Below are 21,811 nucleotides of genomic sequence, written 5' to 3'. Positions count from 1 at the left end.
GCAAGCGGGCAATGCGAGGGGGCCTCGGGCCAAGCCGTCAGCGTGCGGCCTGCACACCCAGCTGCCGCAACAGCAGGTCGATGGAAGTGCGCTGCTCCTCCAGGGCGCCTTCCAGCACCGTGTTGCGGGCGCGCAACTCCTCGATCATGGCCTGTTGTTCCTGCACGGCCTTGACCAGGGGCACCACGAATGCGGCGTAGCCCAGGGTGTAGTGGTCGCGCTCATTCACCGGCCGATGCACACCATCGAATTCAAAGCCAATGGCCTGAAGGGCGGCTTCCACCTCTTGGGCGATGAACCCGGTCTGCGGTTCAGCGGCCACCTCTTCCAGCCGACGACGGTATTGCACCGCGGCAGCTTCACCATCGACCTCCGTCATCTGCTCCGAAACACCCAGGAAACGGTCGATGCCATGTGCGTCGAGGTGATAGGTCACGGGCCGAAGACGCATGATGAGATCAAGCCCAGGCACGTTCTCCCGGATGTCGCGCTTGAACCTGGCGTCGCTCAGGTTCTGCCAGGCGCCGAAGCCCCCGGTGAGGTTGTTGTTGGCCACGGTGCCGATCACTGCGCGGTTGTTGATCGTGGCCGTGGCGTTGTTGCCCAGGGCAATGGTGCCGATGAGGTCCGGCGCGTTGGTGCCCGCTCCTCTGCCAACGGCCGTATTGCTGCTGCCGGTGACATTGTTGTAAAGCGCACGTCGCCCCACGGCCGTGTTGGCGAAGCCATCCGTGTTCAGCGCCATGGCTTCCGGCCCGGAAGCGGTGTTCCAGCCGCCCGTGGTATTGGCGGTAAGCGCCAGCCAGCCCACTGCGGCATTCTCGCCTGCGGTGGCGGCCGCCAATGCGTTGGACCCCACGGCCGTATTGCGCGTGGCCGTGGTACTGGACCACAGCGCACGGTAGCCTATCGCGGTGTTGTCCGCCGCATTGGTGCAGGTGGTCAAGGCCTCACGACCCAGGGCCACGTTGCGTGTACCCGTAGTGGTGTTGCGGCCGGCGCTGGAGCCCACATAGGTGTTCTGCGCACCCGTGGTGCTGTTCTCCCCGGCATAGGCGCCCAAGTGGGTATTGTCGGCCGCGTTGGTGCTGAAGAAGCCCGCGTTCATGCCCACATAGGTGTTTCGGACACCCGTGGTGTTCGTTCGGCCGGCACTGGTGCCCACAAAGGTGTTCTCCGAGCCCGTGGTGGTGGCCATGCCGGCATAGCCGCCCACGATCACATTGTACAGCGCCGTGGTGGCGTTGAATCCGGCGTTGATCCCCACCATCGTGTTGATCGCGCCGGTGGTGTTGCTGCGCCCCGCGCTGGTGCCGACGAAGGTGTTCTCCGCACCGGAGGTGACACTCTCCCCGCTGAAGGCGCCCACGAAGGTGTTGTAGATGGCGGTGGTGGCATTGAGGCCGGTGTTGATGCCCACCATGGTGTTGGAGCCCCCCGTGGTGTTGGCCCGTCCGGCGTTCAGCCCCAGGTAAGTGTTGCCCGAACCGGTGGTGGTGTTCTGCCCGGCCGAGTGCCCTAAGAACGCATTGCCGGTTGCCGTGGTGGCGCTGAGTCCGGCATTCATCCCCAACATGGTGCTGTTCGTCCCTGTGGTGTTGGCCCGGCCCGCATTGCTGCCCACGAAGGTGTTCTCCCCGCCGGTGGTGGTGTTCTCTCCGCTGCTGGTACCGATGAAGGTGTTCGATCCGGCAGTGGTGGCGTTGTATCCCGCCTGAGTTCCCAACATGGTGTTGTAGGAACCGGTGGTGTTGCTCCGCCCGGTGTTCGCGCCGATCAAGATGTTGAAGGCCCCGGTGGTATTGCTGAGACCAGCTAAGTGACCGACGAAGACGTTGCCGGGCCCGGTGGTGTTGCTGAAGCCGGCCTGGACGCCCAGCATGGTGTTGAACGCGCCCGTGGTGTTCATTCTACCCGCCATACGGCCCAAAAATGTGTTGTTGCCCCCGGTCGTGGTGTTTTCCCCGGCATATGCGCCCACGATCGTGTTATTCTGAGCGGTGGTGGCGTTGAAGCCCGCATTCAAGCCCACGATGGTGTTCTCGAAGCCGGTGGTGTTGCCACGGCCGGCGCTGGTGCCCACGAAGGTGTTGCTTCCGCCCGTGGTGGTATTCTCTCCGGCATAGGAACCCACGAAGGTGTTGTAGAACGGGGTGGTGGCGTTGGTGCCGGCCGCGAATCCGATGTAGGTGTTCACTCCTCCTGTGGAATTCAGCTGGCCAGCCCTGCGGCCAATGAACACGTTACCCTCGCCGGTGGTATTGCTCAGACCTGATGCGGAACCGAGGAAGACGTTCCACGCTCCGGCGGTATTGTCCCGGCCAGCGCTGATGCCAATGAACGTATTATGCTCACCAGTGGTGTTGCTGGTACCCGCGCTTGTACCCACGAAGGTGTTCTGCGAGCCGGTGGTGGTGTTCTCCCCGGCATGGGCACCCACCATGACGTTCCAATTGGAGTTGAGCACCAACCCTGCGTTCATGCCCACCAAGGTGTTCTCCTGGCCCGTGATGTTCGCCCGCCCCGCCATGCGGCCCACGAAGGTGTTCGCGGCCCCCGAAGTGGTGTTCTCCCCGGCATAGGCGCCCATGAAGCTGTTGGAGTTGGCGGTGGCGTTGAAGCCCGCATTGAGACCGACCATGGTGTTCTGCACGCCTGTGATATTCGATCGGCCCGCACTGGTACCCATGTAGGTGTTCTCCCCGCCCGTGGTGTTGAGTTCGCCGGCGTAGGAACCGAGGAACGTGTTGTACCAGGGGGTCGTGCTGTTGTGGCCCGCGTTGTAGCCCACATACGTGTTGGTCTGTCCGGAAGTGTTGCTGCGCCCGGCGCTTCTGCCCACGAACACGTTGCCCGCGCCCGTGGTGTTGTTCCGCCCGGCTTCCGCACCCAACGCCGTATTCACCCATCCCGTGGTGGTCGCACGACCAGCGTTCTCGCCCACGAACACATTCCGGTAGCCCGTGGTATTGGCATGTCCGGCACTGTCGCCCACGAAGGTGTTGCGTCCATTGGCCGGATCATCATTGGCACCCGCATGCTGGCCCACATACACGGAACGCCCCGTGTTGAGCACCTCGATCTGCCCGCGTGTGGTGATGCGTGTGCGCGCCACATTATTGGTCCGGATGGTCAGGGGCACATTGTCGGTGGTGCCCAGGAAGTGGGTGCCGTCCACGGTGCCGGCATTGCCCAGGATGCTCCAACCGGTCAAGGGTGCGGCAAGCGGCACCCATGCGGTACCGTCGTACCACCAGAAGCCGTTGGCCGTGGTGTTGAACACGAGCAGTCCGGTGGCGGGCAACATGATGGCGTTCATTTCGGCATTGCTGACGCGCGGGATCAACAGGCCGCGCTTGCCGTTGGCGGGTAGCGCCGCGGCGTCCACATCCAGCAGTGCGCTGGGGTGTGGCGCGGCACCATCCACACTGATGCCCACGTTCTGCGCCAGGGCGCCAACAGTGGCGAACAGTGCGGGAAGAAGGGGAATGAGGTGTATGTGGCGCATGGCCATACGAATCTCGGACCTGCGGAAAGGGGAGAGCGGGAAGCCGAGCAAGCGGCGGGTTCTCCGAGTGAACGGTCGATCCAGCGGCAACAACAGCGGCGATGGGCGATCGGAATTTGTGCGAGCAGGATGGGCCTCGCGGCCGGCAAAGCGTCACTCCTTCACGAAGCGGGCATGGAAGCGCTGCGCATGCACGAGCACTTGTGCGAGGTAGACGCCGGGAGCAAGCTCCCGCAGGTCCAAATGCAGCAGATCATCCTGTGCATGGGCGAAAGGCACCGGGACCAGCCTTCCATCCGAGCCGTGAATGGTGACCGACGTCGGCTTTTGCGCATCCGGAAGTCGCAGATACAACACGCCCTCGGCGGGAACCGGCCAGGCCGTCAAGGGCCTCGATCGCCCGTGCTCTTCAACGCCCACGGGACCCGCCAACGCTCCCGAAGGCAACACACGCGCGCCGAATACATCATTGCCCCAGTTGTGCCAGAACGATACGGCGCCGTTGTCATCCATGGGCAGCAGGTCGTACCAGTTCGTTTCCGGTTTGAAGGAGCCTTGTGCCACGTGTACCGCCTGGGCCCATTGCACCTGGCCCGATGCGGACAGCCGATGGGCCACATAGGTGTTGCCGTTGGTGGTGACCATGGCGCCACCATCGGACATACCCACGATGCGCAGGGTCCCCACGCCGGTGGTGATCGGCTCCACCAACGCTCCCTCAGCGGGCCAGAGCAGGTCGCCATTCGGGGTGAGCTTCTGCGCGTACAGGCGTGAGGTCACGGCTTGTTTCTTCCAGACCACGAAGAGGTGATCGCCCCGCAGGGTCATTTGATGGTCGTGCAACGCCAGTGCTCCGGAGCAAACGTGTTTCTGTACCTCTGGCCATGCCGGGGTGCCATCCACGCCGAAGCGCGCCACATACAGGTCGCCCGGTTCCCCCGCTGCGGCCATCCACGAAACGAAGAACCCATCGGCGCCCATCGACTCCAGGCCGAACGAATTCACATTGTGTCCCGGCTGCGGCGGAAGGACCAGCGTGTTCGGCCATTGCGCCTCAAGCTGGAAGTTGAAGCGCTGCAGGCTTGCCGGGGTGTTGGCATTCATGTACATCGTGGCCAGGATCACCCCGCCGGATCCGTCAGGCACCAATTTGTGCGGCGCCAGGCCATTCGTGGGCAACGCGAGCACCCCATCGTACGCCTGTGGTACCGAACCATCCGCTGCCACCACACCCAGTCTGCGGCCTTCGCCGACCCAGGAGACGAATGCCGAACCGTCCGGGCGCACGAGAACCGCGGTGGTGTTGCAGGCGTAGCCGGAGTTGACGGGCTGGTTCGTTCTTCCGCCGACCAAGGGATGAGGTTCGATCAGACTCGCGCCATTCACATCGAAGCGCGCGAAGCGCACCGTATCACCTGCGGCCAGCCCGGGCGATTGCACATATGCGATGAAGATGTCACCGTTCGCTGAACTCGCCGCGTAGTAGTTGCTCACGTGGCGCCCACCGGGCAGGGCCAGCAGTTGCTGCCCATTGGGCTCCCAAAGCGCGATGCCGTCAGCGTTCACGCGTTGCGCCCAGATCTCGCGGCGGCCATTGCGCTGGTCGGTCCAGAAGACGTATGTGCCGCCAGCACCATCGGCCCTGGCCTGAACGATGTTCTGGGAGAAGGGCGCGTCGCAAACAGCATATGGTGCCGCTGGGTCGCCGGTCCATTGCGCGTGTAACGTAAACGAGGCGAAAAGGAGCGTCGGAAGCAGCAGGGTTCGCATGGCCAAGGGCTTGGTTCGGACGAAGTACCGCACCACGACCCAGGAGTGTTGAGAACATCGAGCGAACGGAGTGGAGACCGAGCAAGCGGTCAGGCCCGCAGCAGCTTCAACACCTCCTCCTTGCGGCGGCGGCTGATCTCCACGCGGTGGCCGCCTCGCACCTCGAGGAAACCATCGGTGGTGATGCGGTCGATGGCCTGCCGGTTCACCAGGTAGCTGCGATGCACGCGGATGAAGCCCAGGTCGCCGAGCATGTCCTCGTACTCCTTCAGCGTGCGGGCCACCAAGAAGCGGCGGCCATCGGCGAGGTGCAGCTCGGTGTAGTTGTCCTCCGCGCGGCAGAAACCGATATCCTGGGGGCTGATGAAGTGTAGACCGTTGCCATGGCGAAGCGTGAGCTTCATGCGGCTCTCGTGGTCCTCGTTGAGGTTGGCCAGAACGGCCGCCCGGTGCCGCCCATCCAGATCGGGGTCCGGATGCCGGGCCTTGTGCCTGCTGATCGCGGCGCGCAACTCGTCCGCTTGCACGGGCTTCAGCAGGTAGTCCAGCGCACTGAAGCGGATGGCCTGGATGGCGTAGCGCTGGAAGCCGGTGGTGAAAACCACGTCGAAATCCCAATGCCCCAGGTTCTTCAGCAGCGAGAATCCATCTCCGCCGGGCATCTCCACGTCCAGGAACACCAGCGCGGGCCGCAACGCCTCGATCAACGGCATGGCCGACGGCGCGTTGTGCGCTTCGGCCAGCACCGTCACCTCGGGCGCCACTTCGGCCAGGCGGGCGATCAGATTCTCCCGGGCCACGGCCTCGTCATCCACCACCAGCGCACCGATCATGGCCGGAAGTTACACGGAAGCCGTTGGCCGGGTCACACCAGCAACAACTCCACCCGCGTGCCGGCGGCGGTGCCGTCCGGCGCTTGCAGGTCCTCGAACAGGATGTGCCGTCCGCTGGCCTCCAGCTTGTAGGCGAGCAGTTGCAGTCTTTCGTTGGTGAGTTGCAGGCCCATGCTTGGACTGCCATCGCTGTGGCTTCGTTTCGGTGCGGCCCGGCGGCCCACGCCGTTGTCCTCCACAATGCAACGCAGCCCATCGCCATTCTCTTGGAAGCGCACGCTCAGCCGCTTTTCGCCCTCCTTGGCGGCCAGCCCGTGCCATACCGCGTTCTCCACAAAAGGCTGCACCAGCAGGGCGGGCACGTCCACGTCATCGTCGAGCAGATCGCGGTCGGCGTCCACATCATAGCGCAGCCCCTCCTCGAAACGCAGCGATTCCAGCTTCAGGTACTGGCGCAGGAAGTCGAGCTCCTGGCTGATGGGCACGCGGTCCTTCACGCTGTGGTCCAGCACCATGCGCAACAGGCGCGCGAAACCATCCAGGTAGCTGGAGGCGCCCGCATGGTCGCCCTTGCGCACCAGGTTGTTGATGGCGTTGAGACAGTTGTAGATGAAGTGCGGGTTCATCTGGGTGCGCAACACCTTCAGTTGGAGCAATCGGTTGATCTCCTCGATGCGCTCCTTCTGGTCCCTCAGTTCGGTGTTGAGTCCCTCAAGCACAGAGGCATGGCGCCGCTTCTGCCGCAGGTTGCGCCAGAGCAGGAATGCCGCCACCAGCACAAGGAGGACCAGGCCGAGACTGCCGTAAAGCATCTGGCTGCGGGCACGCAGACGCGCGGCCTGTTCGCTGTTCTCGGCATCCAGCCGCTCGATCTCCTCCTCCTTCAGTTTGGCCTCATACCGTTTCTCCAGCTCGAGCAACTCCTCGTTGGCCGTACGCGTGTAGAACTCATGGAGCAGCTCCTCCAATTCGATCATCGCGGCGTACGCGTCCTTGTATTCGCCCAGTGCCGCATGGCTCTCCGCCGTGAAGCCCAGGTTCTCCATGGTGACGAAGATGTCGCGCTCACCCAGCGCGTTGAGCCGCTCGCTTTCCTCGAAGGAGGCGATCGCTTCGCGGTGCCGGCCGGCGTTGTGGTACACATAGGCCAGATGATTGAGCGCCTTGTAGAGTTTCTCGTGGCCGAGCGACCCCATGGCCTCCGCCGCTTCGCGCATCATGCTGATGGCGGCGTCATGGTCGCCCCGCTCGGACAGCAGCTTCGCGATGTTCGTCCTGAGCATGGCCCTGCCGTAGACGTCGTCCTCCTTCACGCGACGAAGACCCTCGCGGTAATAGTATTCCGCCGAGTCGCGTTGCTCCAGCATGAGGAAACGGTTCGCCAGGTTGTTGTAGCTCTTGATCAGGAAGGACTCGTCGGGCAGCGATCGCGCATACACGAAGATCTCGCGCTCCACACGCAGCGCATCCTCGAACCGGTTGCCGTCGAACATCAATTCGGAGATGATGCGCAGGGCGCGTACCATGCCCATGGTGTCGGCGATGGCGCGCGCATGACCATGCGCGAGTTGCGCCGCGGCCATGGCTCCGGTCTCGTCCTGGGTGCGGTAATGGCCCATGGACCGTAGCAGTTGGATCGCCAGCCGCTGTTCGTGGTCGCCCTGGGGAAGGGTGCCAAGCAAGGAATCGGCCAGCACGATCACGCCACGGTGGTCGCCCACATCACCCAGTGCGCGCAACCTTTCCAGACCGTCCTGCGCCCGGCACCAGGTGACGAGGCACGCGATGACCAGGATGACCGCCAAGTGCCGGGTGGCCACCGTTGTGCGGATGGAGGGCATGGCGGGGGTCAGGATGCGCCGCCCACCGTGCGCTCCCCCAACACGGTGTCGGCCTTCTCGCCGCCCCGGCCGCCGAGGTCCAGCGTTCGAATGGGGGCGGGAATGACGATGCCAGCCTTGTTGAGAGCGGCCTGGATGGCCTTGATCGCGGCGCTTCGAACAGTGTGGAAATGCCGGTTGCTCGTGGAGGTGATCCAGAAGCGCACCTCAAAGACGACCGAACTTTCGGCGAATTCCTGGAAGAACACCACCACCTCCTGGTCGGACAGTACCCCGTCCAGGTTCCGCACGGCTTCAGTGACGACGCGTTCCACAAGTTGCAGGTCGGCGTCAAGCCGCACACGCGTCACCAGATCCACCCGGCGTGTGCCGTTGCGCGTGTAGTTGATCAGCACGTTCTGGAAGATCTCCTTGTTGGGCACGATGGTCTGCACCCCCTGCAGACTGCGGACCTCGGTGGTGCGCAGATTGATGCGCTCGATCGTGCCGTACTGCCCGGCGGTCTCCACCAGATCGCCCAAACGGATGGGATGCTGTGTGGCGATCACCACGCCGGCGATGAAATTGCTGGCCAGGTCCTGGAAGGCCAGGCTGAAGGCGAGACCCAGGATGCCAGCGCCCGCGAGCAGGGAGGTCACGGTCTTGTCCAGGTGCAACACACTGAGGGCCGCGAACACGCCCACGAACATCACGGCGAGGAAGAGGACATAGCCCATGAGCCGGCGGAGCGTGGTGCTCGTAACCACCCGGGAAGCCAGCGGTGCAGCGGCCTTCAGAAGCAGTCTGGCGGCAAGCCAGGAGATCAGCACGATCAGCACCGCTGACACGATGTTGGGCAGCATCACGATCAAGCTCTCCATCCAGGCGATGAGCTTGTCACGAATGAGGTCCAGGGCCTTCTTGGCTTCGATCATGGCATGGGGTCCGTCGTCAGGATGAAAGTAAGTCCTGGCGGCCGAATGGATGGCGTCGATCAACGCAGGCGCGCCAGGTAGCGATCCTCGGTGGCGCGCATCGCCGCCTTGTCGGCCCTGGTGCGGTCACCATGGCCCAGGAGGTGCAACAGGCCATGCACCATCACGCGCCGCAATTCATCCTGCAATGACACGCCGAAACCCTTCGCGTTCTCGCGGATGCGGTCCACGCTCATGAGCACGTCGCCGGTGATGCCGCCGCCGACGTTGCCGTCGAAGGTGATCACATCCGTGTACTCATCATGGCCGAGGTAGAGGCGATTGTAGCCCAGCAGGGCCTCATCGTCCATGAGCACATAGTTGAGTTCCTGGATGCGATGACCATGGTCGCGTGCCACGGCATGCAACCAGTGGCGCAGCTTCCGCTTGTCCCGGACAGGGTCTTGTACATCGATCGCCTTGAACGTGATCACGTCCATGGCCGGGACATCATTCCTGCGCGGGGGTCAACTGGAAGGACATGGCCACCGTGGCGCCGTTGTCGCTGAACTCCACCCGATCGGCCAGGGCGCGCATGAGAAAGACCCCGCGGCCATGCGGCTTCTCCAGGTTCTCCGGGTCGGTGGGGTCGGGGAGGTGCTCGTGGTCGAAGCCCGGTCCCTGGTCCTGTACCACGAAGACGAGCTGGCCGTCATGCACGCGGTAACCAAGGCCCACGGACCTGTTCGGGTCCAACCGGTTGCCGTGGTGGATGGCGTTGTTCACCGCCTCGGTGAGCGCGATGAGGATGTTGCCATACCGGCTTTCGTGCACCTGCACGGCCGCGCAGGCTTCATCGATGAGCTTCTCCGCCAGCGCGATGTTCTCGGCCTTCGCGGGGAAGTCGATGCGGCGGGTGAACTCGAGTTCTTCGGTGAGGTTCGCCATGTGCTTCAGGGCCGGTCAAATGTACCGAAATAGGCATTGACGCGGTCGCGGTAATAGGGCTTCAACCCCGGGGGCACGGTGCGCAGCAACTCGGCTTCGCGGGCCTTCCGCCGCATGTGCTCGAAGTACCTGGCCGGGTCGGCGGGAGGCTGGTCGATGCCCTCGTTGCTGGTGCGCTTCTGGTCCAGTTCACGCTCGCGTTCGGCCTTCTCGTGCTCCAACAGTCGTGTCATGATGTCCTGCTGTCGGCGCATGGTCTCGGGAGTGATGTTGCGGTTCACAATGTCGCGCTCCTGTTGCTCCATCTTTTCGGCGAGCTTGTTCAGTTCGTTGCCCGCGCCGCTGCCGTCCTTGTTCATTTCCTGCGCCAGGCGCTGCATCTCCTGGCGGATGGCGGCCTGCTGCGCGGCGAGTTGCGCCAACTGCTGCCCCATGCCCATGCCACCGGGCTTCTGCTGCCCCGGCTTCGGTCCCTTCTCCATGGCCTTGCGCATCTCCTCCAATTGCTTCTGCAACGCCTCCTGCTGGCTCTTCATCTTGCCCATGCCGGGTTTAGCGCCCGGCTTGCCGGGCTTGTTGCCGGGTTTGTCGCACTCGCCGGCCTTGCCGCTCTGCTGGTTGTCCTGCATCATCTGTTGCAGGGCCTCGTCCAGCAGCAGCGCCAGGTTGTTCAGGCTGGTCATGGCATGCTGCTGCCGGTCCGCGGCCATGGGCTTGTAGCGGTCGTTGGCGCGCGCCTCGCCGAGGAATTGCGTGGCCTCGTCCATGTTGTCGTTCACCGCGTTCATCTCGCGGTTCACGATGCTCTGCAACTGCGGCACGCGCTTGCTGAGCGCGAAGAGGGAGTCCTCCACCACCTTGGCATCGTCGCGCAGTTTGCGCTGCTTGCGGCCCTGCTCCACCAGCCTCGGATCGCGCACGGTGGTGGTGGCCACCTGGCCCATGAGGGACTCCTGCTCGAAGCTCAGGTGCAGGATGTTCTCCAGCAGCTGGCGCAACGCGTCCATGTCCTCCTCCTGTTGTTCCTGCGCGCTGTCGCTCACCGCGCTCTCCAGGCTGTGGGCCAGTTGGTCCATTTTGTCGGCGGCGTCCTTCTGTGCCCCACTGGCCTTCTGGTTCTGCTTCTTGTCCAGCTGGTCGCTGCTTTGCTTCTGGTCCTTGCCGATCTCCTCCTCCATGGCGCCGGTGTCGGGCAGGTCCATGGGCTTCTCCAGCGCCTGGTTCTTCTCTTGCAGGTCCTGGATGCTCTCGCGCAATTCCTGGAAAGCTTCGTTGAGGGCCTCCTGCTTCTCTTTCAACTCCTCGGCGGAGGTGTCGCCTTTGCGGGTCTCGTCGCTCAAATCCTCCTGCTTCTTGGAAAGATCACGGAGCTGTTGGGCGATGTCCTCCGCCTTCTGCTCCACTTCCATGCGCTTGAAGATCTCCAGCGCGCGGTCCAACTCCTTCTCCACGTCCTCCTGGCTCAGCTTCAGGTCCTTCATCTGCTCCTGCAGCTGGTCCTTGTCCAGTTTTTCCATCAGCTCCTGCACCTGGCGGTAGAGCTCCTTCATCTCCTCGGTGAGGATGTTCTCGAAGAGTTCCTGCAACTGCTGCTGCTTCTCCATCAGGCGCTCATCCATGGGGCGGAACTCCTGCTGCCGCTGATGGCTTTGGCGCAATTGCTCGTTGCTCCGCTCGATGCTTTGGCGCAGGTCGTCCTGGCGTTGCAGGATGTTCTCCAGCTTCTGCCGGTCCTGCCAGTTGAGTTCCTTCTTGTCGAGCATTTCGCGGCGGAGCCGGTCCAGGTCGCGTTGGAGCGTCTGGGCCTCCTGGATGCTCTCCTTCAGGCCGCTCTTGACAGCCTCGCTGTCCTGGTCCAATTGCTTTTCCAACTCCTTGAGGCTGGGCGCGGCGAAGACCTGCGTGCTGCTGCGCGCGCTCTTGCTGCCGTTCACGCCGTCGTTGTCCCACACCTCGAACCAATGTTCGATGCGATCGCCGGGCGACAGCGGGAGCCCGTAAAGGTCCCAACTGTGGAAGAACTCCTGCCGCGTGCTGCGCGGGTCGATCCGCAGTTCGTTGCTGGACTGGCGCATTTCGGGTGGCAGGCTGTCGCCGCCCTCCACGAAGCGGTAGTGGAACACGAGGCGTTTCAAGCCATGGTCATCGCCGATCTCGCCGCGGTAGAAGAGGCGCTTCAGGGCGGTGCTGTCCGTGCGCGTTTCCACCCGGATGGAAGGATGCAGGTCCGGTACCACTTCCACACGGTGGCGCATGGGTTCATCGCCGGGCCGGTCGCCGTGGCGCGGCGCCATGCGGTAGGTGTGGCCTTGGAGAAAGCGGCGTGTGGTGCTGAACACGTCGGCACCAGGCGCCTTGGCCACGGGCAGCAGGGTGAGCGTGCTGTCGTCGAATTGGAACTCCAGTCTGTCCGCGCTGCGGGCCTGCACTTGCCAGGTGATGCGCGTGCCGGCGGGCACCACCACGTCGCCGGTGTTGGCGATCGTTTCATTGGCGCGGCCCAGGTAGGCGGGGTAGTCCAGTTCCATGCGCAGGTCGAGCAGCATGGGGTGGGGGATGGTTCCCAGGGTGTGCGTGGCGCTGTGGAAGCCCTCGGCGGCGAGTTGGAAATCGATGGCCTGCTGCACGTTGCGGAAGCGGTGCATGAAGCGTGTGGCGTCCTTCTTCACCAGGGGGATGCGCCGGCCGGCGATGTCGATGTCCACCTGCTGGGGCACAACATCGCCGCGCAATTCCACCAGCAGTTCGAAATCCTGTTGCTCGGGCACTTGCAGTTCGTCGTTCAGGATCACGAAGCGGAAGGGTGCTTCGGGCACGAACTCGCTGCCGTGGCGGATGAGGCGTTGCGTGGGGCCGGTGATGATGGTAGGGGCCGCCACCAGCAGGATGAACAGGATGGCGAGTGGCGGCAGGGCGTAGCGCAGGTAGCGCCGGTTCCGCCGCAGGTCTATGGCGTTGGTGAAGGGGATGGGACCGAGCTCGCGTCCGCGTTGCGCGATGGCCGCTTCAACGAGGGCGCGCTGCTGCGGATCGTCCCCGCCCATGCCGCGCAACTGCAGGGTGTTGAGCAGCTTGTCCTTCACCTCGCCGAAATGATCGCCGATGATGCTGGCGGCTTTCTCGTGCGAGATGGTCTCCCCGAGGCGGAAGAGTTTGAGCAGCGGGATGGCGATGTGGCGCGCCACGATCAGGCCCATGAGCGCGAGGGCTCCCCAGAACAGCAGGGTGCGCGCACCGGTGCCGAATCGGCCCAGATGCTCCAGGAGCGCCACGGCCAGGAAAATGAGCACCAACGCGCCGGTGGCGTAGAGCGCGCCGCGGATCACCCGGTCCTTATAGAACTTCCGGATGAACGCGTCGAGCTTCGCGATCAGGTGGTCGTAGTCCTGGTGCGACATGTCCTTGGAACACAAAGGGCCGCCATCGGGCCAAGTTGTGGAACAAAGCTAAGGCAAGGGCTACCGCCTCATTCGATGATGACACGGGCCACCAAAGTGCCACCTTGATGCAGCAGGCGCACGGTGTAGGCTCCTGCGGCCAGGTCCACGAGCACGGCGGTCATCAGCTTTCCTTGCGCCAGGCTTTCCTGCCGGGACCAAACGGTCCGGCCTGCCGCATCCACCAATTCCAGTTGCACCATGGCTCCTGCGAGGCCCTCGGCCACCACGGTGAACCGGCCATCGCTGGGCACGGGGTAGGCCGCCATCCGTGCGGCGCCGGCCGTGAGTTCGCCGATGCTGGCGGTGTTCACCACGATATCGGCCGTCACCGTACAGCCGTTGGCGGCATCAACCGTCACGGTGTAGATGCCATCACCCTGCAGGAAGATGAAGGCCTGGTCGGCACCAGGGATCGGCACACCGTTATAGGTCCAGGCGTAGCTGTTGAAGCCGCTGGGTACTGAAAGCACGTTGTTGGTGAGGGTGATGCTGATGGCCGGACAGACAACCACCGGGTCGCTGGTGGCCGAGCAGCCGAAGCCATTGGTGCCGATCACCTGCCACAGGCCCGGGCTGGCGGGTGTGTGGCAAGGTCCGTTGGCGCCCGCCACCGGGGCGCCGTCCAACAGCCATTGGTAACCGGCGAGTTGATCGTCCTCCGCGCAGAGTTCGCCCGTGACCCCATTCTCGACCACCACCACCTCGGGCACCGGGAAGACCACGATCTGGTCGCTGTCCTCGAACTGCTGCACTTGTTGCAGGCCGATGTTGAGGCTGCCGCTGGTGCCACCGGCCACGTTGAAGGGGTAATTGCCCGTGCCGGTCAATGGGATGTTGTAGGTACCGAGGTGGTCGTTCTGCGAGACCACGTCCTCGTCCCAGAAGCTGATGTTGTAGGGCGGGTTGGAAAGGAGCAGGCCCAGGTTGTTCCATGTGGCACTGGTGACGCCGCCCACCGTGCTGCTGGTCCAGGTGTTGCCCCCAGCATCGGTGAGCACGAAGTACAGGTCGGGGCAGGTGCCGATGAAGGGCGTGCCGCAATTGCAGAGCGGCTCTTCCACGTCGCCGCACCAGTTGCCATTGACCGAGGAGAGCACCACGGTGTTGAGCACGTAGTTGCTGATGGTGGTGGTGAGTGTCACGTCGTAGCTGCCCGGCGCATCATAGTTCTGCACGGGCGGGTTCTGCAGGGTGCTGGTGTTGCCGTTGCCGAAGTCCCAGTCCCAACTGGTGGGTTGCGGGGCCGCGTTGATCAGCGCCTGGAAGGTGACCTCCGCACTGCCGCAGCCCGTGGTGGGGGTGAAGGTGAAGCCCGTATTGCTGCCCGTTCCCGGCAGCACGGTCAAGGGCAGCGCGAATGACTGGGGCACTTCGAGCGAGAAGCCCGCCACGCTCACCTGGGCGAGGATGTTGATGTTCACGTTGTAGACACCCTCGCCGAACGGGGTACCGCAGATGCGTGCGCAACCGAACTCGTTCTGCTGTGGGAAATAGACGCCGGTGGGCGCGTTGGTCTCGATGGAAAGACCGAAGGGCAGGCCGGAGACACCGGTGATCGTCATCTGCTCGAAGGTGACGGTGGTGCCGGAGCCGGGATCGGAAAAGGTGGCCGGCAACCAGAAGGTCACATCGGTCTCGTAGGGCTCGCCGGCCGTGGCGTCGGGTGGTTGCTGCGGACAAAGCGCCGGGAAGGCGGGATCCACCGTGCAGGTCGGGTCGATGACACAGCCCGGGCATTGCGCCTGGAGCACTTGTTGGGCGAGCAGGAAAGTGAGGGGGAGTGCGAGGAGGCGTAGTGTTCCGGTCATGGGTCGTGGGTTCAGCGATGGGCAAGATAAGCGCGCGCCCGGAACGCACGCGCCCTCCCCGGCCCTTCAGCCTTGGATCGCCGCGATCCCCGGAAGTACCCTGCCTTCCAAGTACTCCAGCATGGCGCCGCCGCCGGTGCTCACGTAGCTGATCCTGTCTGCCAGGCCGAACTGGTTCACGGCCGCCACGCTGTCGCCGCCACCCACCAGGGAGAAGGCTCCCTTTTCGGTGGCTTCGGCCACGGCTTGGGCGATGGCCACGGTACCCTGGCGGAACGGCTCCATCTCGAACACGCCCATGGGGCCGTTCCAGAGGATCGTCCTGCTGCCCATGATGGCATGGCGGAAGGCTTCGATGCTTCTGGGGCCGATGTCCAGCGCCATCCAGCCATCGGGCACGGCGTCGGCGGGGCATTGGTCGGTGTTGGCGTTGGCCAAGAAGGCATCGGCCACCACGGCGTCCGTGGGCAGATGCAACTTCACACCCTTCGTCCGGGCCTGCTCCACGATGCCACGCGCGGTGTCCAGCAGATCCTCTTCCACCAAGGATGCCCCGGTCTGCCCGCCCATGGCCCGCACGAAGGTGTTGGCCATGCCACCACCGATGATCAGCTCGTCGCACTTGCCCAGCAGGTTCTCCAGCACGGCGATCTTGCTGCTCACCTTGCTGCCGCCCACGATGGCGGTCATGGGGCGCTGCGGCGCACCGAGCACCCTGCCCACACTGTCGATCTCCGCCTGCATCAGGTGGCCGAAGAGCTTGGCCTGCGGGAAGAACTTCGCCACGATGGTGGTGCTGGCGTGCGCCCGGTGCGCCGTGCCGAAGGCGTCATTCACGTACACCTCACCAAGCTCGCTGAGCTTCTTCGCGAAGCCTTCTTCGCCCGCCTCCTCTTCCGGGTGGAAGCGCAGATTCTCCAGCACCAGCACTTCGCCAGGCTTCAATGACGCCGCCTTGGCCCGGGCGTCATCGCCCACGCAGTCGATGGCGAAGACCACAGGCCTCCCCAGAAGTACACCGAGATGTTCGGCCACGGGCTTCAGGCTCATGGCGGGGTCCACTTTGCCTTTGGGCCGCCCCCAATGGCTCATCAGTATGGCGCTGCCGCCGTCGCCGAGGATCTTGCGGACCGTGGGCAGGATGGCCCTTGCGCGGGTGTCGTCGGTGATCTGGCCGGTGGCGTCCTGGGGTACGTTCAGGTCCACACGGACCAGGGCTTTCTTGCCGCTGAAGTCGAAAGATGAAAGCGTGTGCATGTCGTTCTCGGGCCGGGAGTTTCGTTCGCGGCGCGAAAGTACCGGGAAGGCCTGTGACTACACCCTGCCGTATGGATGCCGCTTGAGGCGAAGTCCGAACAGCGCGAGCAACTCCGCCACCGATCGCGTGTTGTTGCGCACGACCACCAGGTCCTCGCCGGGCAGCAACAGGTCTTGGCCAAGCAGGCGGCGCGCCCAATGGACCTCCAACCCATGTCCGTGGATGATCACGGAGCTTGGCACCATGTGTTGCGCCTCGTGCCACCGCCACGTGCGACGCTCCCCCACCTGCAGCAGCGTCGGGGGTAGTCCCGGTTCCATCTCGGGACAGCCGTAGGCACGGATCGACATCATCGCCGATGTACGCTTCCAGTCAGGCACCAGCAGCACCAGTTCCGCATCGAACGCTTCGGCGAGGCGCGCCAGTTCTCCGCATTCCCACCGCAGCGCCTCCACATGGAGCACCGCCACGGGGCCCTGGTCCTCCTGCCGCACATGCTTCTCCACCAGCACATCCAGCACACCGGCCTTTGCGGTGAACACCGTGATGCCCATCACGATCATCACCAGCCGCCAGCGTCCGGCATCCATCACCACACCGCGCAGCGACCAGGCCAGGCCCAGGGCGAGGACCAGCGGCAGGGCGAGGAACATCCGGGCCGGATGATGGAAGAGTGATGCGCTACCGTCTGAGACCTTGTTGATCCCCAGCATGAGCACGGTCGCCGCCAAGGTGATCCACAACACACGCGACCACTGCCGATCGTGCCGCGCCGACCACCAGGCGAGCAAGGCCAACAATACCGGGGCGCCCCAGCCCCAAGACCAGAACAGGGGCGTGATGTGCGCGAAGTGCATGTCCAGCCGCGAGAAGGCACCGACCACATCCGCCGGCCAATAGCTCAGTGGCTCCATCCAATGCGTAAGTTGGTCGGGATGGTCCACGTAGAAGCGCTTTGCCAGATGCTCCAGCGACAGCATCAACGCCACTGGTGCGGCCACCGGCAGCGCGTATCGCCACGGTGGGCGATGCGACAGCCAGAGGTGCAGCCCCACTGGAATGAGGAAGGGTATGCAGTTGGGGTTCAGCGTCACACCCAGCCCGGTGGCGATGCCCAGCAACAGATGGTTCGACGCGCGAAGGGGATGGAACATCACCACCGCCAGAAGCGCCATCGGCGCCATGCCGGTGATGAAGCCGCGCGACATGCTGGTGAGCATGCCGTGCTCCACCGGCAACAAAAGTGGCATCAACAGAAAGACCAGGGCGCCCAGGTGGTTCCCCTGCCTGCTGAAGACCGCGGAGAAGACGACCCAGGGCAGCAGCGCCAGCGCGGAAGTGGCCAGCGGCAGCGCCACATGATGCGGCAGTGCGACGAGCAGCGGAGCCGCCAGCAAGGCCTCCAGCATGAAGTTGTAGTTCTGGCCGTAGAAGTATGGCTCGCGAAAGACCCCCTGCAGACGGTCCGACGCGGCGAGCCACTGCACCACATCGTCCGTGCCCGTGTATGCCGCACCGAAGTGGAAAAGCAGCAGCGCACGGTCGGCCACGAGCAGCACGAGCAGCGACCACCAGGTGGCGCGCATGGCGGTGGAGGTATCGTTCACCATGTGGTGTGCGGCCCGGTCCGGTGGTCGATCAACGGCCGCGTGGCGCGAAGGAAAGCATGCGCCGCACCGGTGCGTGCGCATGGGCCAACAGCATCAACGCGGCGAGGATCAACAGCCAGGTGACGCGGCTCTGCAGGCGGTCGTACACATTGGCGAGCGCACCGGTGGCCGCGGCATTGGCCAGGGCGAAGGCTGTCATCAGCGCCACGAAGCCCCACCAGCGCGCCGATCGGCGCGACGGCCAGAGCACCACCACGATCAGGCAGGCCGCGAGCATCAACCACATGTGCACCACGTTCAGGAAAGCGAACCCCCAGGAATCGCGCTGCTGGATGCTGTCCATGTACATGGGCAGTTCGTGCTTGTACTCATGGCTGATGGGCCACCAGGGCGCGCTGTGCGCCCCGTACGCATGGATGCCCGAACCGATGTCGATCTGTGTGAACTGGATCGCGGTGGCCAGCGCGCTGGTCCACGCGAGCATGGGCCACATCGCGGGATCGGTGAGGATGTCGCGCACCAGCGGATCGAGCCTGGCGCTGGCCTCCACCATGCCAAGGCCTTGCCGCGTGGGCGCCTTCTCGTCCCACACGTAGCGCATGCCGGTGGTGTTCAACTCATCCAGATGCGTGCACAGGAAGTAGGGTCGTTCATCGCAACGCTTCGACAGGTAGGTGTGCATCACACCCGATTCGATGAGCTTGCCCGCCAGGAAGAGGCTGGAGGTGGGTGACAACTTGAAGCCGTGACCATGCCGCGCGTTGTAGCCCATGGCGAAGAGGATGCCCAGGACCGGCGCGAGGATGAGTCCGGTCAATACGGCACGGCGCCCTGGCATCTTCCAGCGCTTCGCCAGGCGACCCCCGAATGCGACAAGCGATCCCGCGCCCACCAACAACAGCATCACCAAGTGGCTGTAGTGGGTGATGGCGAAGAAGAAGAGCATGGTCCACAACAGCGCCAACTCCACGCGGCCGAGTCTTCGTCCGAAGAGCAGGAGGAAGACGCACAAAGCGAGCAGTCCGCTGAACACATCCGGCATCAACTGGCTGGCGTACCAGGGCAGCGAACTGATGGCGAGCAGCACGGCGAGCGTGGAGACATGCGCGCGCCAATTGCCCTGAAGTCCGGGAAAGAGTGTGACGATGGTGCGCTGGATGAGCCAGCTCGCCACCATCCCCTGGAAGAAGACCACGGTCCACAACGTGCTCTGCCAGGTGACCGCACGCATGATCAGCGCATAGCCGATGGGGCGGTCGATGGGCGGCAGCAGCGAGCGTGAGGTGGTGATGTAGGTGCCGGAATCGCTGTACACCAGCGGCGCATGGTTCATCAGCGCGGGCACCACCAGGATCAGTCCGGCGAGCAGGTGGAAGCCGATCCCGGAAAATGCGGCGCGTATCGCGGAGCCCTGCGCCATGCGGGTCACAAGGTCATTTCAGGCTCGTCGCCGGTGGCCGTGAGCCGCCCTTCGGTCCTGGCGCGGATCTCCTCCACGGCCACCCCTGGTGCGCGCTCCAGCAACTTGAAGCCATCAGGCGTCACATCGAACACGCCGAGATCGGTGACGATCTTCTTCACACAGCCCACGCCGGTGAGGGGAAGTGTGCACTTCTTCAACAACTTGCTTTCCCCGGCCTTGTTGGCGTGCATCATCACCACGATGATGTTGTCCGCGCTGGCCACCAGGTCCATGGCGCCGCCCATGCCCTTCACCATCTTGCCCGGGATCTTCCAGTTGGCGATATCGCCGTTGTCCGACACTTCCATGGCACCGAGCACCGTGAGCTGCACATGCTGCCCGCGGATCATGGCGAAACTCGTGGCGCTGTCGAAGATGCTGCTGCCGGGCAACAGCGTCACGGTCTGCTTGCCGGCATTGATCAGGTCGGCGTCCTCCTCACCCTCATAAGGGAAGGGCCCCATGCCCAGGATGCCGTTCTCGCTTTGCAGCACCACGTTCATGCCGGCCGGTATGTGGTTGGCCACCAGCGTGGGGATGCCGATGCCGAGGTTCACGTAATAGCCATCCTGCAGTTCGCGGGCGATGCGTTTCGCCATCTGGTCCTTGTTGAGCGGCATGTTCGGTGCGCAATGCGGTGGGTCAAATGTAGCCGGGCCTCCTGGAGGATCAGTGCGGCAAATGGGTGAGTATGCGGTGCAGCTTCACCTCCACGGGGCCGAATGTCGCGGCTTCACGTGTGTTGTTCTCGAAGTACACCACCCGGCTGGTCGCCTGGGGGAAGTGGGGGAGGCGCACCAACAGGTGGAGTTCCTCGCCCTGCCAGTGGTCGCGCAACATGCTTAGGCCGATGGTGTGCCGGTGAAGCATCTCGCCATCGCGTTCCACCTCCACCACCAAGGACACCTCCGGTGACCCCATTGAAAGGTCCACGCCGCACTTCAATTCCACGAGCACATCGCCCGAGCGTCGCAAGGTGTCGGCGCGCAGGATCTCGAAGCGTTCGGCAGCCGGCGCTCCCTGCTCCGCGACATGCCGGGCGAAGATCCCGGTCCGCAATGAGGGCTTCGGCAGCAACAGGTAGAGTCCCGGTCCTGCGGCGCTGTCCGCGATCACGAAGCCTTTGGCGGCCTCGCGCAATTCGGTTCTCGCCGCGATGCGCACATCGTGGGGACCCTCGGGAAAGCCATACGTGTCGGGCGGATTCACGGGGAGTCCGAGCAGCTTCGCGGCATGGGGGATCGATAGCGCGAGTCCCGGCCCGGCGCCGATGCTCAGTGGGCGGTCGCCGCCGCGCTGCATGGTGTAGAGGCGTTCAACGAAACGTGTGGGCACCGACTGCTCCGGCCAGCGCAGGGTGTGGTCCAGGTTGGCCACGTAGAGCGTACGCAGCGGCAGGAAGAACAAGAAGGCGATGGCGATGCGCCGCGCGATGCCCCACTTTTCCGGCGTATCGTCCGCAGCGAAGGCCGTCAGCAGGATGGCCAAAGGCACGAGATGCGGAACTTGATGGTCCTCGGGATGATCGATCCCAAAGAGCGATCGCATCGCGGACCGCACGAGCAGATCGGCCCAGAGCAGCGCGGCGAGCAGCGCCAGGGGTGAACGAGCGCCCGCGCGCAGCGGCACCACCAGCGTGGCGCCGAGCAGGATGGCGACCACGAGCAACAGCACAAAGGGTCGGTCGTTGCCCAGCACCACGGCGCTGAGCGAGGCGAGCGTGGTGCGCACCAGCCCGGTGTCCTCGTCCCCGAACGGCGGGTTGTGCATTTGCGCCGCGTTCCAAACGAAGAGCACCAGCGGCACAAGTCCGATCGACAGCCAGAGGAAGGCTTGCCGCGCTGGGAGAGATGTGTCCTGTGCGCGCCAGCGTTCGATCAGGATCGCGGCCAGGGCCAACAGCGCGATGGCATGCGGGATCACGTATGCGCCGAGGCTCAGCGATGCCAGGAGCAAGCCGCCGAGCGACATGCCCAACGCGCGTGTATCGCCACGGTCACGGTACCTCAATGCACCCAGTAGCGCCAGGGCCCAGAAGGCTGTCGCAGGTCCGTGGCCCCCGAACAGGGAGAAGAAGTCCAGCAGGAAAGGACAGGTGAGCAGCGCGAGCCAGGTGGCCCAGCGCAAGGTCTTGTGCTGCAGCCGCGCACCCAGATGGAACGCGGCCCAGGCGAACAGCGGAAAGGCAAGCACCGACCCGATGCGCGACCAGAAGAGTGAGAGTCCGAGGAGCTTGTGCGATGCGACACCGATGGCCGCCGGAAGCCATCCACCGGATGATGAAGGCCAGCCTGGCAGCACATGGCGATGAGCGTATTCGTTCAGCCAGAAGCCCTCATCGTTGATCCAGGGTACGAAGGCGGCGCGCGCCAGCACATAGGCCCACACCGCGGCGGCCACAAGGAGGAATGGGGTCCATGCGGCACGTTGTTCCATGGCC

14 protein-coding genes are annotated in these 21,811 nt (G+C 64.3%); all 14 read right to left on the bottom strand.

Going from position 1 to position 21,811, the window contains the following annotated elements; translation table 11 throughout:
- Positions 1-37 precede the first annotated feature (37 nt).
- On the bottom strand, positions 38-3,508 hold the full coding sequence (locus KIT10_10795) for a tail fiber domain-containing protein (GenBank protein MCW5899748.1): 3,471 nt from the start codon (positions 3,506-3,508) through the stop codon (positions 38-40).
- Between the two features lie 153 nt (positions 3,509-3,661).
- A complete protein-coding gene (locus KIT10_10790; protein ID MCW5899747.1) occupies positions 3,662-5,278 on the bottom strand; it encodes a T9SS type A sorting domain-containing protein in 1,617 nt (538 codons plus the stop codon).
- Between the two features lie 89 nt (positions 5,279-5,367).
- A complete protein-coding gene (locus KIT10_10785) occupies positions 5,368-6,111 on the bottom strand; it encodes a response regulator transcription factor (protein ID MCW5899746.1) in 744 nt (247 codons plus the stop codon).
- A 32-nt stretch (positions 6,112-6,143) separates the two neighbouring features.
- The gene (locus tag KIT10_10780; GenBank protein MCW5899745.1) at positions 6,144-7,952 is read right to left on the bottom strand and encodes a histidine kinase; all 1,809 of its coding nucleotides are present in this window, start codon (positions 7,950-7,952) and stop codon (positions 6,144-6,146) included.
- An 8-nt stretch (positions 7,953-7,960) separates the two neighbouring features.
- Positions 7,961-8,866 carry a mechanosensitive ion channel family protein gene (locus KIT10_10775; protein MCW5899744.1) on the bottom strand — a complete coding sequence of 302 codons (906 nt, stop codon included), beginning with the start codon at positions 8,864-8,866 and terminating at the stop codon, positions 7,961-7,963.
- 59 nt (positions 8,867-8,925) lie between these two features.
- Positions 8,926-9,345, bottom strand: a complete 420-nt coding sequence (gene ybeY / locus KIT10_10770; GenBank protein ID MCW5899743.1) for an rRNA maturation RNase YbeY — start codon at positions 9,343-9,345, stop codon at positions 8,926-8,928.
- A 10-nt stretch (positions 9,346-9,355) separates the two neighbouring features.
- Positions 9,356-9,793, bottom strand: a complete 438-nt coding sequence (locus tag KIT10_10765) for an ATP-binding protein (GenBank protein MCW5899742.1) — start codon at positions 9,791-9,793, stop codon at positions 9,356-9,358.
- A 5-nt stretch (positions 9,794-9,798) separates the two neighbouring features.
- Entirely contained in the window at positions 9,799-13,191 is a 3,393-nt protein-coding gene (locus tag KIT10_10760) for a hypothetical protein (GenBank protein ID MCW5899741.1), read from the bottom strand.
- 68 nt (positions 13,192-13,259) lie between these two features.
- Positions 13,260-15,041 carry a T9SS type A sorting domain-containing protein gene (locus KIT10_10755; protein ID MCW5899740.1) on the bottom strand — a complete coding sequence of 594 codons (1,782 nt, stop codon included), beginning with the start codon at positions 15,039-15,041 and terminating at the stop codon, positions 13,260-13,262.
- 66 nt (positions 15,042-15,107) lie between these two features.
- Positions 15,108-16,298 (bottom strand): phosphoglycerate kinase, encoded by a 1,191-nt coding sequence (locus KIT10_10750; GenBank protein MCW5899739.1) that lies wholly within the window; start codon positions 16,296-16,298, stop codon positions 15,108-15,110.
- A gap of 57 nt (positions 16,299-16,355) precedes the next feature.
- Positions 16,356-17,885 (bottom strand): hypothetical protein, encoded by a 1,530-nt coding sequence (locus KIT10_10745; GenBank protein ID MCW5899738.1) that lies wholly within the window; start codon positions 17,883-17,885, stop codon positions 16,356-16,358.
- Between the two features lie 52 nt (positions 17,886-17,937).
- Positions 17,938-19,329 (bottom strand): hypothetical protein, encoded by a 1,392-nt coding sequence (locus KIT10_10740; GenBank protein MCW5899737.1) that lies wholly within the window; start codon positions 19,327-19,329, stop codon positions 17,938-17,940.
- Positions 19,330-19,334: 5 nt separating this feature from the next.
- Complete coding sequence (locus KIT10_10735; GenBank protein ID MCW5899736.1) at positions 19,335-19,991, bottom strand: CoA transferase subunit B; 657 nt, start codon at positions 19,989-19,991, stop codon at positions 19,335-19,337.
- 49 nt (positions 19,992-20,040) lie between these two features.
- The gene (locus tag KIT10_10730) at positions 20,041-21,807 is read right to left on the bottom strand and encodes a hypothetical protein (GenBank protein ID MCW5899735.1); all 1,767 of its coding nucleotides are present in this window, start codon (positions 21,805-21,807) and stop codon (positions 20,041-20,043) included.
- Positions 21,808-21,811: the final 4 nt, after the last annotated feature.

It is taken from the genome of Flavobacteriales bacterium (genome assembly GCA_026129465.1).
Classification (GTDB): domain Bacteria; phylum Bacteroidota; class Bacteroidia; order Flavobacteriales_F; family PHOS-HE28; genus PHOS-HE28.
The sequence above is the reverse complement of the archived record's forward strand: the minus strand, read 5'-3'. Positions and strand labels throughout refer to the sequence as shown.